Source organism: Acinetobacter sp. AL9, assembly GCF_041464035.1.
Classification (GTDB): domain Bacteria; phylum Pseudomonadota; class Gammaproteobacteria; order Pseudomonadales; family Moraxellaceae; genus Acinetobacter; species Acinetobacter towneri.
Genome location: NZ_JAYFSK010000002.1, coordinates 33,790 through 51,457, shown reverse-complemented (window position 1 = coordinate 51,457; position 17,668 = coordinate 33,790). Strand labels below are relative to the sequence as shown.

The following is a 17,668-nucleotide window of genomic DNA, read 5'->3' as shown; positions in this document are numbered from 1 at the left end:
GTTTTAAAGCAGCACTTTAACTACGATTTAGCATCTGCCTCATCCAATAAAGTCGCATAATCTACATTGACCTGCCACAAAGTGCTTAACAACCATAATTGCTTTTTGGCTTCTGCTTCATAACCGTTAAATGCTAATACGCGTGCATATTTCAATAAATCGTAGCGGGTTGGATAATTCAATACAATTTCATGAATCTCTTGCAGCTGTTCAGGCGTTTGCTGACTATACGGATTTAAACGAATCCATGCGATCCGACGGTTAAATTCTTCGAGTACCCAAATACGCTCTTGATGGGTGATTTTTTCAGGTGTGTGTTCGTAGCGTACCGATTGATTCAATTTAGGCACCATCACCTCATAATCACGATAAATCAGCACTAGTAACAATGCACCCACCACAAAAGTGCTGCGTAAATATAGTGGAGATAAAGTAAGACCTTTCACTACGCGCTGTGACTGAACCATGCCGATAATAAAACCTACAGGCAGCAAGAAGTAGGCATAGTTTTGTGGAAATTCCAGCATGGCATGTACACTAAATGCACCGAGCATTAAAATCCCCACAACCGATTCCACCGACTGGGTATATTTATGCAATTGGTAGCCCCAATAGCCCAGATACGCCAAAAATGGTACGCCGAGTATCACACCATTCCAAAGTAAAAAATCCAAAATAAAATTGTGTGCGCTGCGAATCCACACAGGACCTTGCACAAATTCGCTAATCGTGACATACGCCACACTGGTTTGATGCCAACCATATCCCCACCACGGCTGATGTTCAATCGCAGCGAGCATTTGCTGCCAAATTGCCAAGCGTGACATATCACCTGTGGCACGTTGTAACACATCGCGAGATTGCACCGAGAGGTCTGCACTTTGTGAGAGCAATTGACTGAAAGCAGGTGCGATAAAAATCAGCCCGATAAATGCGGCAAACCACAGCAAGCTATAGTGCCATTTAATCCGCATCACGCCACGGTATTGCTGATAGCCCAAATAGGTCAAGAGACACAGCGATGCCAACCATGACGTCCGCGATTGACTCAATACCACACCGACCAAAATCATGGTAGCAGCAATCACAATCCACTCTGTTTTAAGTTTTTGTTTTTCGTATAAATATAGGCATGCCATGAGTGACATCACCAAAAAGGTCGCCATGTTATTCGGTTGGGCGAAGTTGGCATAAGGACGTTGCCCGATTTTAATATCCACCATCATTGGCAGGTATTGGTCGAGTGTGAGCCACTGGCAAATTGCCATGAATGCGGTGATACTTCCCACGCCAAGTAGCACATAACTAAAGCCTGCGAAGATGCGTTCACGTTCAATATTATTTTGAGTCAGGTTATAACCGAATATAATTGCCAACCAAAAACTGAAGATATACACACTGCTGAGCAAGGCTTTGTCAAAGAAGTAGACTAAGCCAAAGCCCCACTGAATAAGTGGAACACTGCACAGTGCTAGTAATGGCAGGCTGATTGTAGGTATCTGTAATTTTTCTTTAAACAGGCAGGCTGCAAGGGCAAACAGGGCAAAAAATGCGTAAAGTTCGCCAGTATAGGTAACCCACGGGCGGTAGTGAATGGGCAATAGCCATGCTAAGGAGATAAGGATAGCAGCGAAAAATAGCAATGCAGATTTCATAGGAAAAATAGACCAAAAAACTGGCTCTATCTTATATTTTTTTAAGCAAGATGATAGTGCTTTGTGTGGCAAGTTTGATTGGAATTCTACCAGTTTTAAAATGGGATGATCACATGGGGAATACTTAAATTCCCCATTTTTAACTTAAGAAATTATTTCCACGGTCTTAAATCTACTATTTTGATGATAGACGCGGATTCTTTATTAACTAAAACCACCATATCTTCTGCATTGGCTTTTAAAGGTAGCCACGCATCTGCTTTTGGATATTTTGCTAAAGTTTTTTCAACGTCTGCTTTTGAGTTGTACTGTTGCAGTTCTACAAGCGGTAATGCACGTTGTTGGATTTGGGTTTTTGCTTGACTCAGTTCTACATAGCGTTCTGGACGCTGTGCAATAGAAATACCACCTAAAACTTCTGCAAACATTTCATCATTGCGTTGTTGTGTATCTTTGGCAAATTCAGCAGCCACATATTGCGGCTTAAACCATGAAGGTTTTTGGAATTGTGGCTGTGCTTGCTGGATATTCGTATCAACCAATTCATTTTTTCTAACCAATTCAAAACGATCTACATTATAAACCAACCATGCGGGACGACCTTGTTCGATACTAAACACCCCATAACATAAAGCCACAATTTGAATGAGAATAATGACACTTAAATCAAATTTTAGTGTTTTTTTACCTTCTTTATAGACCAATAAGCCTAAAAATGGTCCTAAAATTACGTCAATGACCAACAACATTAAAAAGATATGCGTTACGCCAACTGCTGTAGCAAGTGGCGATGGATACCAAATAAAAAAAACAAGTCCAATTACTAATAAAGCGATTAGAAAGGAGAGTGATAAATGACTAAGGAAAAATTTTAGGCGTTTTGACATTATTAATGCTTCAACCTTACTTGTTTTTCGTTAAGTTTACTATCTCAAAAAATTTTGATGCAATTTCAAGTTTAGCAATTTCATACAATTTATTTTCTAATTCAGTTTTATTTTGAATTTGAAAATCAACAACTGTTTCAGAATCAGCATGATAGAACTCTAACAATTTTCCATTGTATTTTATAGCAACAATTAAATCTCTATCTTCAACAGGATTGGCTTCAGAAATTGTTTTAATCTCAAAATTTAATCCTTTATATGTATATAATTCTTTTCGCATAATTTTCTCTCTTTATTATAAAAATTAAATAAAAAGACTGGCGAACCAGTCTTTTTTTATTTTAAGAATTAAGAAGGTGTTTGTTCGTCACTTGTAATTGTTGCTTGACAGGTACCTGGTAAATACTTTTTAGGCATTGCTGAAGCAGGTGTAGCTCCTGGACCACATTTCCACTCTTTAACTGGTTGACCAGGTACTGCTAAAGTATCTCCATTTGAACCAGATGCAGATAAAGGTACCATTACGATTTCTTTTCCTGCTGCTTCTTCAGGCAAACCAGAGGTTGTACCTGCTGAAGTAACAGTAATTGAACCTATCTTTGAAGTAGTTACAGATGCAACATATTTAGTTGGATTCGTTACTTCACACCCCCAATCTCCAGCATCTGGTAATGTAGAAGTACTTTGATAAACTTCAGATACATTTGTACGACATGCTGAAGCTGCGAGAATAACCTCGGATACTTTAGCTTTAACAGTATAGTCTTGGTAAGCAGGTAGTGCAACAGCAGCCAAAATACCGATAATAGCAACAACAATCATAAGCTCGATGAGCGTGAAGCCCTTCTGCATTGTATTCATAACATTCTCCACAAATGTTGTTAATTTAGTTATAAGCTTTGTAAGCTATTTTATACTTAGCACTAAACGTGCCAACTTTTATTATAGACAATTCTCACAAAAAAACAGCATCTTACACATAAAAAATTTAGAACTTTTAATTTGACTGTGTATTTTTGTTAAAAAGTGACAAATTTTGTCAATTCCAAACTACAAATTTAACAAATTTTGTCATTTTTTGTGAATTACATCGCATTTTTTAATTTTAGAAATAAATTCATCACAAATTTATTTGAATTTTCGATTCAAATTTCAGCAAATTTAACTTTTATGCGGTGCTTATCTTTTATAGTTGCCTGAACTTCCTCCTTTGGAAAGGTAAGCCATATATTGTGAAACTACCCATGTTGAAAAATCTCTCCTAGGCTTTCTTTAAAAAACAGAGGAATTAAAAAAGAGAAAAACACCAACAACCCTCACCCCAAAATAATCGGCGCATTGCTCAATTCATTTTGCTGATCTAGCAACTGACGGTCATAAAACGCATCCAAAATTTCACCAATTTCTTGCACGCCTGTGATTACTGCTTGCCGATACTGCTGCTGTGCCAACCCCTGCACAATATGCGCACAGACCTCATCCCACACCTGTTGCGTGGTCGCGGTTTTAATGCCACGGTCAATCACAATTTCCACTTTGCGCTCGCACAAATTCAGGTACAGCAAAACCCCGCTGTTCAGTTCAGTATCCCAAACACCCAATTCTGCAAATAATTGGCGCGCACGGGTATGCGTATCTACCGCATACGCCAAACGCGAGGGTAAACAACCTTCAATCACCACCTGAATTTCCCCCACATGCCCATGCTCGGCGGCAGTCACCGCTTCTGCAATGGCATGCTGATCTTGCGCATTAAAAAAACGTTTGGTGGCAGGTAAAAAAAAGAAATGCTTCAGCCAGCGCTTTACACTCGGACGGGCTACAATGCCCATTTTTGGTTGAGTAATAATTTCTGTTGTATCTGTTGTGGTTACCATGATCCTGATGCTCCTCCCCCACCAAAGCCACCACCGCCGCCGCTATAGCCACCGCCGCCAAAACCACCACCGCCCCGTCCGCCTCCACGCCCTGCAGAGGACAAGAAAATTTGGAAAATGGTCTGTGCAATGGCAGTGATGAGTAAAAAGAAAATTCCCGCGCCAATCATTAAACTGGTGATTAAGCCTGCACCATTGACCAAACCTGCCACTGTACCTGCCACGGCAGCGGTTGAAGCACTTAAGCGTTTTCCAACAATCAGTGAGCCAATTACCCCTGCAATTAAAATAAATAAAGCACTGCTCAAGGTTTTTTCACGTGCCTGTTGTTCTTGCAACGCTTGTTCCTGACGCTGTTTCAGTTCTTGCGCAGCCTGTGCAGCAACTTCGGGGTCTAGGTTTAAAATCCGTTCAATTTCTGCCAAGCCTGCGTCAATGCCTTGAGCATATTGCGCTTGTTTAAAATAGGGGGTAATGCGTTGGTTAATAATACGGCTCACTACAATATCAGGCAGCACGCCCTCTAAACCATAACCCGTTAAAATCTGAATACGGCGGTCATTGACTGCAATTGCCATCAACACACCATTATCTTGCTTGGCAGAACCGAGCTGCCATTGTTCTGCGACCCGCATGGCAAAATCAAAAATATCTTCCTGCCCTGTGGTCGGTACAATCACCACCCCAATTTGTGCTTTGGCGTGTTGATGTAAATTTAAAATCCGCTGGCTGATTTGCTGTTTTTCTGCAGCAGTGAGCAAATTGGCTTGATCGACCACGGGCTGATTCAATGTCGGCAAAGCACGGATGGATTCACCCTCTGCCATATCATTGGCAATTTGCGGTTGCTGAACTGGTGTTTCCGCAGGTGCTTGCTGAGTGGTAGATGTAGGCTGGCCTGAATTTGCAAGATCTGGGATAGGGTTGGCACTTTGAGGATGCTGTTGCTGCACAATTTTACCCAGCACCACAGCTTCGGCGGTTTCATCGGTTGCTGTAGCAACTTCACTATATGCCAAGCAGCTGAAACACATAACTGCCATGAGCAGCAGCATCTGCCCTAGATTTATACAGGTCTTGCTGTGCAATTGCAGCATCCAGACATCCTCCTAGGCGTTATTCAAACGAAACTTTCGGTGCAGTTTGTGCGCTTTGCTCGGCACTGAAGTTTGGTTTGGTGTCCATGCCAATCACTTTGGCGGTCATTACTTGCGGGAACTGGCGTGCATAGCTGTTAAAGTCTTGCACTGTGCTGATGTAACGGTTACGCGCCACGGCAATACGGTTTTCTGTGCCTTCTAGTTGTACTTGTAAATCACGGAATTGCTCATTGGCTTTTAAGTCTGGATAATTTTCAGACACCGCAATTAAACGTGATAAGGCACTGGTCATTTGCGCCTGTGCTTCCTGATATTTCTGGAATAACGCAGGGTCTTCTAATACCGACTTATCCACTTTTAAGCCTGCGACATTGGCACGTGCCTGAGTGACTTCAGTCAAGACTTGTTCTTCGTGTTTGGCATAGCCTTTGACCACATTCACCAAGTTTGGCACTAAATCGGCACGGCGTTGATATTGGTTTTGGACTTCTGACCAAGAAGCAGTCACGGCTTCATCTTTCACTTGTAAGGTGTTATAGCCACATCCGCTTAATGTCAAAGTACTGGTTAAAGCCACCGCGAGCATGGTTTTTTTTGTGAAATTCATACATTAACCTCTAAATTTTCTTTGTATTTGTTTGAAATGATTTCATTCTAACGTGAAATTTTGACCTGTTTGTTTATTTTATTTAATCGAGCGAATCACCAAACTGATTACATCCAACAATAACCTTGTACAGCAGATTGAATTAATATTGAAGTTTCAGCTCTTAAACCTTATATGAATCAGAAATGGCAATACATTCCACAAGAAGATGAGCGGGATAAAATATCCAATGAAAAAAGGACTGAATTCCTTAAAACTCAGCCCTTTCAAGATCTAAGCAAAACAAACTCGTTTAGAGCTCTAAATAATCTAAAATACCTTCTGCCGCCTGACGACCTTCCCAAATTGCAGTCACGACCAAATCAGAACCACGCACCATATCGCCCCCTGCAAAAATTTTCGGGTTAGACGTTTGGAACTTAAATGTTTGCTGTTCTGCTGCCACTACACGACCTGAACCGTCTACCCCAACATTAGCAGAGGCGAACCAATCTGCAGGACTCGTACGGAAACCGAAGGCAAGTAGTACCGCATCAGCAGGTAGAATTTCTTCAGAACCTGGAATTGGCTCAGGACTACGACGACCACGGCTGTCAGGCTCACCCAACTGTGTTGTCACCACTTTAACGCCTGTGACTTTGCCATTTTCCCCGACGATTTCGATCGGTTGACGATTGAACTTAAATTCAACGCCTTCTTCCTTCGCATTTTTCACTTCACGGCGTGAACCCGGCATATTTTCTTCATCACGACGATATGCACAGACAACGGATTCAGCACCTTGACGGATCGACGTACGGTTACAGTCCATGGCAGTATCACCACCACCCAGTACAATCACTTTTTTGCCTTCAACACTGATGTATTCTGCAGGATCTTTTTCCCAGCCTTGGCAACGGTTGACATTGGCAATCAAGAAGTCCAGCGCATCATAAACACCATCTAAATCTTCACCAGCAAATCCACCTTTCATATAGGTATAAGTGCCCATGCCCATGAACACGGCATCGTAATCGGCAAGCAATTGTTCAATCGTGATATCTGTACCAATTTCGGTATTTAAACGGAATTCAACCCCCATGCCCGAAAAAATTTCTCGGCGGCGTTTCATCACGTCTTTTTCCATTTTAAATTCTGGAATACCAAAGGTGAGCAAGCCACCAATTTCAGGCCGTTTGTCAAAAACTACTGGTTTGACGCCATTACGCACCAAGATATCGGCACAGCCTAAACCTGCAGGGCCCGCACCAATAATCGCCACTTTTTTATCGGTCCATTTCACATGCGACATGTCTGGACGCCAGCCCAAGGCAAAAGCTGTATCGTTGATGTACTTTTCGGCATTGCCAATGGTGACTGCACCAAAACCATCATTTAAGGTACATGCGCCTTCACACAAACGATCTTGTGGACAAACCCGTCCACAAACTTCAGGCAAAGTATTGGTTTGATGACACAATTCTGCTGCCTGAAAAATACGACCTTCCGAAATTAGTTTAAGCCAGTTCGGAATGTAGTTATGCACAGGGCATTTCCATTCACAGTACGGGTTACCACAGCCCAAACAACGATGGGTCTGATTGGCCGCCACTTCTGCAGTAAACGGTTTATAAATTTCCACAAACTCATTTTTGCGGACATCGAGATCTTTTTTCTCTGGATCTTGGCGTGCTACATCCAGAAATTGAAAGTCATTATGTAGGCGTTCTGCCATGTCTTTCTCCGTAGGTGGATGTGGATAACGCGACATTTACACTGGGTATAAGTCTAAAGTTATCCACATCTGCCGAATGCTGAGTCGTGGATTATTGTGGATCTGCTTGGGTGGTTTTCAACAAAGTCTGCAAGTTGGCAGCTTTTGGTTTTACCAACCAGAATTTACGGCTATAGAAATCAAACTCATGGCGGATTTTGTATGCCCACGCACTGCCTGTTTCGGCAATGTGTTCATCTAAAATACGTCCTAAGAATGCTTTATGTTCTTCCATCGCTTCAGTCGAAATACGATTCAGCTCAATCAGTTCGTGGTTGTAACGATCTACAAAGTCATTATCCAAATCCAGTACATAGGCAAACCCACCTGTCATACCCGCACCAAAGTTGTGTCCCACTTTGCCCAATACCGTGACAATTCCGCCTGTCATGTATTCACAGCAATGGTCGCCTGCTCCTTCAATGACTGCAAACGCGCCCGAGTTGCGCACCGCAAAACGCTCACCTGCCGTACCTGCAGCAAATAATTTACCACCGGTTGCACCATAGAGACAGGTATTACCAATAATGGCAGTATTCTGCGTTTGGAAAGGCGAACCTTTTGGTGGGAAGATGGAAATACGCCCCCCCGCCATGCCTTTACCCACATAGTCATTGGCATCGCCTTCAAGTTTGATATGCAAACCACCTGCATTCCAAACACCTAAAGATTGCCCTGCAGTACCTGTAAGATTCACTTTGACAGGATGATGTTCCATGCTCAAGTTACCATAACGACGCGCAATTTCACCTGAAATACGTGCACCAATAGAACGGTCACAGTTGCTCACGTTAAAGTAATACTCGCCACCTGTACCTGCTTCAATTGCAGGCAACATCTCTGCAATCATTTTTTCAGCCAAAACACCTTTGTCAAATGGTGCATTGCCTTCAACCTGACAGTATTGCGCTTTGCCTTCTGCCGCAGGGTGTGATTCTAACAAGGCACTTAAATCAAGATGTGCATGTTTTTCAGTTTCACCTGGTAAAATTTCCAGTAAGTCGGTACGACCAATCAAGTCTTTTAAGCTCGCCACACCCAATGCTGCTAACCATTCACGGGTTTCTTCAGCAATAAATGTGAAGAAGTTGATCAGCATTTGTGGTTCACCAATATAGTGTTCCTGACGCAAATGATCTTGCTGCGTTGCTACCCCTGTTGCACAGTTATTTAAGTGACAGATACGCAAGTATTTACAACCCAAGGCAATCATTGGCGTTGAACCAAAACCGAAGCTTTCCGCACCTAAAATTGCCGCTTTCACCACATCTAAACCAGTTTTTAAGCCACCATCGGTTTGCACACGAACTTTGCCACGCAAGTCATTCACACGTAATGCCTGATGCGCCTCACTTAAACCCAATTCCCACGGCGAACCTGCATGGTGAATAGATGACAGTGGCGATGCTGCTGTACCGCCATCATAGCCCGAGATAGTAATGAAGTCGGCATAGGCTTTGGCTACACCTGCTGCAATGGTCCCCACCCCTGGTTCAGATACCAACTTGACCGATACCATGGCTTGTGGATTGACTTGTTTTAAATCAAAAATCAATTGCGACAAGTCTTCAATCGAATAAATATCGTGGTGTGGTGGTGGAGAAATTAAAGTCACACCCGGTACAGAGTAACGCAAACGTGCAATCAAGCCATTCACTTTACCGCCTGGTAACTGACCGCCCTCACCCGGTTTTGCACCCTGCGCCACTTTAATCTGCAATACTTCTGCAGAGGTTAAGTAAGCAGGTGTGACCCCAAAACGTCCCGAAGCAATCTGTTTGATTTTCGAGTTACGAATCGTGCCATAACGCGCAGGGTCTTCACCGCCCTCACCTGAGTTTGAACGCCCACCAATGGTGTTCATGGCAATCGCAATCGCTTCATGCGCTTCTGGTGACAACGCACCCAAAGACATGCCCGCAGAGTCGAATCGCGGTAAAATTTGTTCAACCGATTCCACTTGATCTAAGGCAATGGAATTGTCTGTTTTTAACTTGAATAGATCACGAATGGTTGCGATTGGGCGATTATTCACGATTTCTGCATATTCTTTAAAATCTGCATAATTGCCTGAACGCACCGCTTTGTGTAAGGCATTGATCACATCTGGGTTAAAGGCATGGTATTCCTTGCCAAATACAAATTTCAGCAAACCACCCTGATCAATTGGTTTACGTGATTTCCATGCAGTGTCTGCCAGTTTTTTCTGATCATTTTCAAGGTCGGCAAAGGTAGCCCCCTGAATACGACTTGGCACACCAATAAAGCAAGTATTCACCACTTCGGCAGATAAGCCGACTGCTTCAAACAACTGACCACCACGATAAGAGGCTACAGTTGAAATCCCCATTTTGGACAAGACTTTAAGCAAGCCTTTTTCAATGCCTTTGCGGAAATTGCTTTGCGCATAGACAGGGTCGCCCAATAACTCGCCTTTGGCAATCAAGTCATTGATCACATCATAAGCCAAATAAGGATACACCGCAGTTGCACCAAAACCGAGCAATACTGCAAATTGGTGCGGATCACGAGCAAAACCAGTTTCCACAATAATGTTGGCATCGGTACGTAAACCGACTTGAATTAAGTGGTGATGCACCGCACCAGTCGCCATGACCGCATTGGCAGGCAAGTAACCTTCACGGATTTTTTTATCGGTGAGTACCAATAAAGTTTTACCCTCACGCACCGCTTGTGCAGCAGTTTCGCAAATCCGTTGAATCGCAGCTTGCAAACCTTCATTTTCGGCATAGTTCAGGTCGATGTCGGCAATTTCATAGCCTTTACGACCCAAAGTGCGAATTTGGTGCATTTTGGAATTGGTCAACACAGGACTTGAAATAATCAAGCGGTCGGCATGTTCTGGGCCTTGCTCAAATACGTTTTGTTCACGACCCAAACAGGTTTCCAAAGACATCACGATCGATTCACGCAATGGGTCAATCGGTGGATTGGTCACCTGCGCAAACTGCTGACGGAAATAATCCGACACATGACGTACCTGACGTGATAATACTGCCATTGGCGTATCATCACCCATGGAACCAACGGCTTCCTGACCACTTTCTGCGATTGGACGCAATAATTGATCACGCTCTTCAAAGGTCACCATAAACATTTTTTGTGCAGCTTTTAAGGCATCACCTTTTAAACCCTGATCACACAAATATTCTTCAAGCTCTGGGCTACCTTGTAAACGGATTGAATTTTCACGCAACCATTCACGATAAGGACGCATTCTTTTCAGATGGTTATTTACATCCTGCGTATCGAGCACTTTGCCAGTAAAGGTATCCACCACCAAAATTTGACCAGGACCAACACGTCCTTTAGAAATTACATCTTCAGGCTCATAACCCCACACCCCAATTTCAGAGGCCAAAGTGATGTAGCCATTTTTAGTGATCACCCAACGTGCAGGACGTAAGCCATTACGGTCTAACATACAGATGGCATGACGACCATCCTGAATCACTAAACCTGCAGGGCCATCCCACGCTTCCATATGTTTAGAGTTAAATTCATAGAAAGCGCGTAAATCGGCATCAATGGTTTCGACGTTCTGCCATGCAGGCGGAACCAACATACGCAAGGCACGGAATAAATCCATTCCGCCACCCACCAGAATTTCCAGCATATTGTCTAAGCTTGAGGAGTCTGAACCTGTACGGTTTACAATTGGGTTTAGCTCTGTCAAACCTGGTAATAATGGATTTTCAAATTTAGGAGTACGTGCCATTGCCCAATTACGGTTGGCGGTAATGGTATTGATTTCACCATTGTGTGCTAAATAACGGAACGGCTGCGCCAACGGCCAACGTGGCAAAGTGTTGGTCGAGAAACGCTGGTGAAACACCACAATATGTGATGCCAAACGCGCATCGGCAAGGTCGGTATAGAAATCTGCAATGGCTGCAGGCATCATCAAACCTTTATAGCTGATCACGGTTGAGCATAACGTGGTCACATAAAAATATGGATCGGCAGTCAATTGCTGCTCGGCACGACGACGCGCCAAGAATAATTTGCGGTTAAATTCAACTTCAGTCACACCCAATGGGCAATTGACAATAATTTGCTCAAAAGCAGGCAAAGACTGCATGGCGATTTCGCCCAATGCCTCATTATTGGTTGGCACCACACGCCAAGCCAATACTTTACAGCCTTCTGCTTCAATTTCTTTGGTCAGGATATTTTTTGCATGCGCCGCTAAGGCAGGGTCTAGGTTCAGAAATACTGTACCCACTGCAAAAATTTCGCTCAGGGTAATGTCACTTAAGCGTTTTGCTTCTTCACGGAAAAATTGCTTTGGCATTGCCAACAGCAAACCACATCCATCGCCCGTTTTACCGTCTGCAGCAATACCACCACGGTGGGTCATGCAACTTAAACTATGAATGGCAGTCTTGACGAGATCATGGCTTGCATCACCCTGCATATGGGCAATTAAACCGAAACCACAGTTATCTTTAAACTCATCCGGTTGGTATAAACCTTGAGCGGGAGCTACAGTATTAGGCGATGGCATGTGCATAGCGTACCCTTCTTTTACTTGCCCAATTGGGCCAATTAAACAATCTGTTTTTGCGATTTAACTCAATTTACAACTCTAAACATCAACTTAGAGTAATTGACCTATCTCTCATTTACGCAACTTTTACATTTGAATGTAGCAGGCAAATTTGACAGTTTCGCACAATCATTGAATTTTTTGCGCCAAAATAGGGACAACAACTCAATTCACGCACCAATAAAAGCAAAAACAATGCCAACTTTATTTTTTTATTCAACCATAACCAAATTTCAGCATTCACCGCATAAATGTAAAATAAAATTGCACTTTTAAGTCAAATTCGCACTGTTTTTGTGCACTTCATTATTTTTATACACCATGCTGCGCCATTTTAGAACGCATTTATGTATGAGAAAAATAGTATTTTTAGATCAAATTGGTGCAATTTAGCCAGAATAGCTCAATGCGAATCATAGACAAAAAGAATAGAACAAATAAAGGCAAGCGATGGTTTGAATGACCTAAATGAAGCTAAAAGAATATTGGAAATGTTTGTGATTAGTTAAAAGGATCGCGCACTTCAGGTTCAGGTGCATCTGGCTGAGCAGGTGCTGTACCACTTTGTGATTTTTGTACATCAACGACATTACCCTCCTGATCACGGCGGGTAATTGTAGCGCTAGTGGTACTATTTTGCGGTGCAACAGTCTGCGTAGTCGGTGCAGTCGTTGTGGTTGCAGGTGGACGTGCCAAAGCACTTTCATCTATTTTAGGCACAGCTGCAGGACGTAAATTTACCGCATATAGCTTAGTGCTCAGCCCCATTTCATCTGCACCTAAATCATTGACATAAGGACGATAGTCAGCAAATTGCACCACAACAGGCTGAATCGTTTCAGGAAATTTGAATGGCAATGCGGTCAAAGTCTGTGCAGCGTCGCGTTTATTGCCAAAACTGCCATATAACATCACATATTGTTCAGCCTGCCCCTCACCGCTTAAACGGATATAAAACAGCTTGCTCCGATCTGTTTGCTTTTTAATAAAACTTTTAATGATGTTTTCATCATTGACCCGAAACAGTTCAATCGTGCTATTATTTTTTTGTTCCTGAATAAATTTAGTACCGCGAAACTCAGCCTCATGCAAACCAGAAGCCGTTAAACGCGTGGTGAGTTCCAAAGGTCTGACTTCTTCTTGCAAGCCACCCAAATAGGTGGTTGCAGCAACCTTCTCGGGTTGAATTTGTAATTCAATTTCAGACTCTGGTTGTTTTTCAATTTCAACCAGTTCTTCACGGTCTGTCACCGCCCAAAAAATCAGTGCCGCCAATAAACACAGCACCGCGCCCAGCAACCAAATTGACTGTTGAATTTTTTGCCAGTGTGTACGCAGTGCTGTCATATGCTGCCTTTTATGCTTGATTGGCTAAAATCGCCTGTTTCATCAATTCTAAGTCAAACTCTTTGGTGATGATGGCTTGACCCAATTGCTTCATGAGCACCAAACGTAATTGACCATTCAGCACTTTTTTATCGTGTGCCATATAAGCCAAAAACTGATCCAGTGGAATTTGCGGACATACTATCGGTAAATTGGCGCGAGAAATGATATTTTTTGTACGCTCTACATCTTCGGCAGAAATCCAGCCCATACGCTGTGATAAATCGGCTGCCATTACCATCCCTGTCGCAACAGCTTCACCGTGTAACCATTCACCATAACCCAAATAAGATTCAATTGCGTGCCCAAAAGTATGCCCAAGATTCAATAAAGCGCGTTCACCTTGCTCTTTTTCATCATTGGCAACAATACGCGCTTTATGTGCACATGAACGATATACCGCTTCTGCCAGTACAGCAGGATCACGCGCCACTAATGCTTCCATGTGCGTTTCAAGCCATTCTAGAAACTCGACATCACCCAAAAGCGCATATTTAATGACTTCGGCTAAGCCTGCAGACAACTCGCGCTCAGGTAAAGTATTCAGTTGCGACATATCGGCCAGCACCACTTGGGGCTGCTGAAATGCACCAATCATGTTTTTACCCAGCGGATGATTAATCCCTGTTTTGCCACCGACACTGGAATCGACTTGTGACAATAAAGTGGTTGGTACTTGAATGAAGTACACCCCGCGCTGAAAGCTTGCCGAAGCAAAGCCAGCCATATCGCCAATCACGCCACCACCCAAAGCCAGCACTGTACAGTCGCGGTTAAAACCAGCTTCCAGCAAGGCATCAAAAATAAGAGTGAGATGCTGAATATCTTTGTATTTTTCTCCATCAGGCAAAATACAGGTTGCCACTTTCTTGCCCAGTGCTTCAACAGCCGTCACATAGTGACTTAAATACAAAGCTGCAACCGTGGTATTGGTCACTATCATGACTTGCTGACCTTTAATATAAAGTGCAAGTAATTCTTGGGGCTGAAGATCACTGCCAATAAAAATAGGGTAACGGCGATCGCCGAGTTCAACGTGTAAAGTCTGCATGAAAAAGTCGCTTTCTACCTAAGATATTTGCTCTGAAACAATCGTATTTAAGATTTTTTGCGCCAAATCTCGCGCAGCACCCTGATTGGTTTCAATAATATAATGCGCCACCTCACGATACAACGGATCACGCACTGCAAGCAAATCACGTAATCTTTGTTCGGGGTTTTCGACTTGAAGTAAAGGACGGTTTTTATCGCGATAGGTTCGCTGAAGTTGAATTTCGACAGGGGTATATAGATAAACAACAATACCACGTTGTTTTAAGAAGTCTCGATTCGGGGCTTGAGTCACCGCGCCGCCACCTGTAGCAAGTACAAGTTTATGCCGTTTGGTTAACTCATCAATAACCGCTGTTTCACGACTACGAAACCCTTGTTCACCTTCTTTTTCAAAGATCCAAGGGATCGTAGCGCCAGTTTTGCGTTCAATTTCATGATCACTATCTAGAAATTCACGCCCTAACAATTCCGCCAAATGGCGTCCTACAGTGGTCTTGCCTGCCCCCATCGGCCCTACCAAATAGATATTTGGTAGGGTGTCAAACTCTTTGCTTAGCAAGGAGTCACCTATAAATTTTGTTTAAATTGAAAATATATTAATGATTTCTTGAAACACTGTCATTAACAATTCGTGGTGTAACAAAAATCAGCAACTCACGTTTGTTGTCCGACTTGATATCTTTACGGAATAAACGTCCGATATAAGGAATATCGCCCAAGAATGGAACTTTGGTTTGTGAGTTAGCCGTTTGTTGCTCAAAAATACCACCTAAGACCACAGTTTCACCATTATCTACCAAAACGTTGGTATTCACCGCGTTCTTGTTAATGGTGAGCTGACCTGTAGGTGTAGGTGCACCTGGTGAGTCACTGGTGATATTTAATTGCATTTGGACTTTACCGTCAGGCGTGATACTTGGGGTCACATCCAAACTTAAAGTCGCATCAATGAATTCTGTAGTAGATACGGCATTGACACCACCACCTTCAGAAGATTGATACGGAATTTGCGTACCCGATGCCACTTTGGCATTTTGCTTATCTGCAGTCAGAACTTTTGGTGTCGAAATCACTTCACCGTAACCATCTGCTTGTAATGCCGACAACTCCAAATCGAGCATAAAGTCAGACAAGCTGATTAAACCAAATGCAATACGGCTGGCACCTGGACTGGTCACACCTAAATCGACATTCAGGTTTTGCGGACGTTCAATTTCATACTTCCAACCACCCATATCATCATCTTTTTCTGGTTCACGCAAGTTCCACAAGGTCGTGTCACTACCACCCACCAACAAGTGATTATTGTTGGTAATCCCTTGTGACAAGATGCCCCACTTCACCCCCATTTCTTTGGTGAAATCTGTGGTTGCACGAACAATACGTGCTTCAATCATCACTTGCTTCACAGACACATCTAGCAAATCAATCATTTGACGAATCTGATCAATTTTTGCTGATGTATCGTTAATGATTAAGGTATTGGTCCGTGGATCTACCGACACTGTACCGCGTGGACTCAACAAGCTACCAACGCTATCGCCTAATGGATCAGTACCTGTATTGGTATTTGAACCACCACGTGATGCATTCTTGCCTTGCGTAATTAGTTTTTCAATATCTGCCGCTTTGGCATAGTTCAATTGAATATATTCAGTTTGTAGTGGCGCCAGTTTCACACTTTGCGCAATCGCTTTGGCTTCTTCTTCTTCGGCTTTAATCAATTCAGAAACAGGTGCAATCCAAATCACGTTGCCATTACGACGCTTATCTAAGTTTTTGGTTTTCAGAATAATGTCTAAGGCTTGATCCCAAGGTACATCTTTTAAACGTAAGGTAATGTTGCCTTGCACAGTGTCTGCTGCCACCATGTTAATGCCTGTGAAATCAGCCAATAACTGCAATACACGACGCACTTCGATGTCTTGGAAATCCAGTGAAATCTTTTTGCCTGTATAGCTTTGCGCTGCACGCGGTTTAAACGGGTTTTTATCGACAGGGCGTTTTAAGCTGATGGTTAGCTTGTCTTCTGCTTGATACGCCATATATTCATAGCTGCCTGCAGCTTGAATGGTAATCACGCCATTGCTGCCATCATTATGTGCATCAATGGTCGACACAGGTGTTGCAAAATCATTTACATTTAAACGGCGTGCCAAATGTGTTGGTACTTTATTGCCTAAAGTACGCACCACAATTTTGCTGCCTTGCTGCTGCACATCTACAGGCGTATTGCTACCGAGTAGATCAATCACCACCTGACCTTCACCTTCACCGCCACGCTGGAAACCAATATTGGATACACCTTGCGCACTACGTTGGGCAGTCACGGCAGCCACAGGGGTTGCCGTTGTTGAGTTGATTTTTAAAATAAAGGTGTTGCCTTCAACACGCGTGGTAAATGCGCCCGCATCGGCCAAGTTCACAGTTAAACGTGAACGCTGTGCATCTGAGCTTACCTCTACAGAGCTGGCTTCTTTGGTCGCGACTGCAACGCTGTTTTGCTTCAGCGTTTGTTGCGCTTTATCAAAATCTAAAATCAAGCGGGAAGGTTGTTCCAGCTGATATGCTGCAGGTTGAGGTGGCAAACCATTAAACATGACACGAATTTCGGTGCCCTGTCCCGGAATTTGCATGGGTACGATGTTGGTAATGCTGACTTGGGCATTGGCAACTTGCATCACTGCCATTGCGACTGCGCCCATTGAAAACTGACGGAACAAATTGTTCATTGTATTACCATCCCCAAAAATAAAATCTTTCACACTGTTATTCATTTT

Annotated in this window: 13 protein-coding genes; all 13 read right to left on the bottom strand. The window is 43.1% G+C overall.

Annotation, left to right across the window (positions count from 1 at the left end):
- Positions 1-20: 20 nt before the first annotated feature.
- The gene (locus tag ACEO2X_RS00715) at positions 21-1,655 is read right to left on the bottom strand and encodes a Wzy polymerase domain-containing protein (protein ID WP_371970940.1); all 1,635 of its coding nucleotides are present in this window, start codon (positions 1,653-1,655) and stop codon (positions 21-23) included.
- 152 nt (positions 1,656-1,807) lie between these two features.
- Positions 1,808-2,542: a TfpX/TfpZ family type IV pilin accessory protein gene (tfpZ, locus tag ACEO2X_RS00710; RefSeq protein WP_371970939.1), complete on the bottom strand. Its 735-nt coding sequence runs from the start codon at positions 2,540-2,542 to the stop codon at positions 1,808-1,810.
- A 16-nt stretch (positions 2,543-2,558) separates the two neighbouring features.
- Complete coding sequence (locus ACEO2X_RS00705) at positions 2,559-2,822, bottom strand: hypothetical protein (RefSeq protein ID WP_371970938.1); 264 nt, start codon at positions 2,820-2,822, stop codon at positions 2,559-2,561.
- Between the two features lie 68 nt (positions 2,823-2,890).
- Positions 2,891-3,403: a pilin gene (locus ACEO2X_RS00700; protein WP_371970937.1), complete on the bottom strand. Its 513-nt coding sequence runs from the start codon at positions 3,401-3,403 to the stop codon at positions 2,891-2,893.
- 455 nt (positions 3,404-3,858) lie between these two features.
- A complete protein-coding gene (locus tag ACEO2X_RS00695; RefSeq protein ID WP_371970936.1) occupies positions 3,859-4,419 on the bottom strand; it encodes a TPM domain-containing protein in 561 nt (186 codons plus the stop codon).
- Positions 4,413-5,516, bottom strand: a complete 1,104-nt coding sequence (locus ACEO2X_RS00690) for a YgcG family protein (RefSeq protein WP_371970935.1) — start codon at positions 5,514-5,516, stop codon at positions 4,413-4,415. Before ACEO2X_RS00690 ends, ACEO2X_RS00695 begins: the two co-directional genes overlap by 7 nt.
- 19 nt (positions 5,517-5,535) lie before the next feature.
- Positions 5,536-6,126: a LemA family protein gene (locus tag ACEO2X_RS00685; RefSeq protein ID WP_019836149.1), complete on the bottom strand. Its 591-nt coding sequence runs from the start codon at positions 6,124-6,126 to the stop codon at positions 5,536-5,538.
- Between the two features lie 292 nt (positions 6,127-6,418).
- The gene (locus ACEO2X_RS00680; RefSeq protein WP_371970934.1) at positions 6,419-7,840 is read right to left on the bottom strand and encodes an FAD-dependent oxidoreductase; all 1,422 of its coding nucleotides are present in this window, start codon (positions 7,838-7,840) and stop codon (positions 6,419-6,421) included.
- A gap of 91 nt (positions 7,841-7,931) precedes the next feature.
- Complete coding sequence (gene gltB, locus ACEO2X_RS00675; RefSeq protein ID WP_371970933.1) at positions 7,932-12,407, bottom strand: glutamate synthase large subunit; 4,476 nt, start codon at positions 12,405-12,407, stop codon at positions 7,932-7,934.
- Between the two features lie 543 nt (positions 12,408-12,950).
- Positions 12,951-13,796, bottom strand: coding sequence for a hypothetical protein (locus ACEO2X_RS00670; RefSeq protein WP_371970932.1), 846 nt, complete (start codon positions 13,794-13,796; stop codon positions 12,951-12,953).
- Positions 13,797-13,806: 10 nt separating this feature from the next.
- Positions 13,807-14,886, bottom strand: a complete 1,080-nt coding sequence (gene aroB / locus ACEO2X_RS00665; RefSeq protein WP_371970931.1) for a 3-dehydroquinate synthase — start codon at positions 14,884-14,886, stop codon at positions 13,807-13,809.
- Positions 14,887-14,904: 18 nt separating this feature from the next.
- Positions 14,905-15,447, bottom strand: coding sequence for a shikimate kinase AroK (gene aroK, locus ACEO2X_RS00660; protein ID WP_371970930.1), 543 nt, complete (start codon positions 15,445-15,447; stop codon positions 14,905-14,907).
- Between the two features lie 37 nt (positions 15,448-15,484).
- Positions 15,485-17,620, bottom strand: a complete 2,136-nt coding sequence (locus ACEO2X_RS00655; RefSeq protein WP_371970952.1) for a type IV pilus secretin PilQ — start codon at positions 17,618-17,620, stop codon at positions 15,485-15,487.
- Positions 17,621-17,668 lie beyond the last annotated feature (48 nt).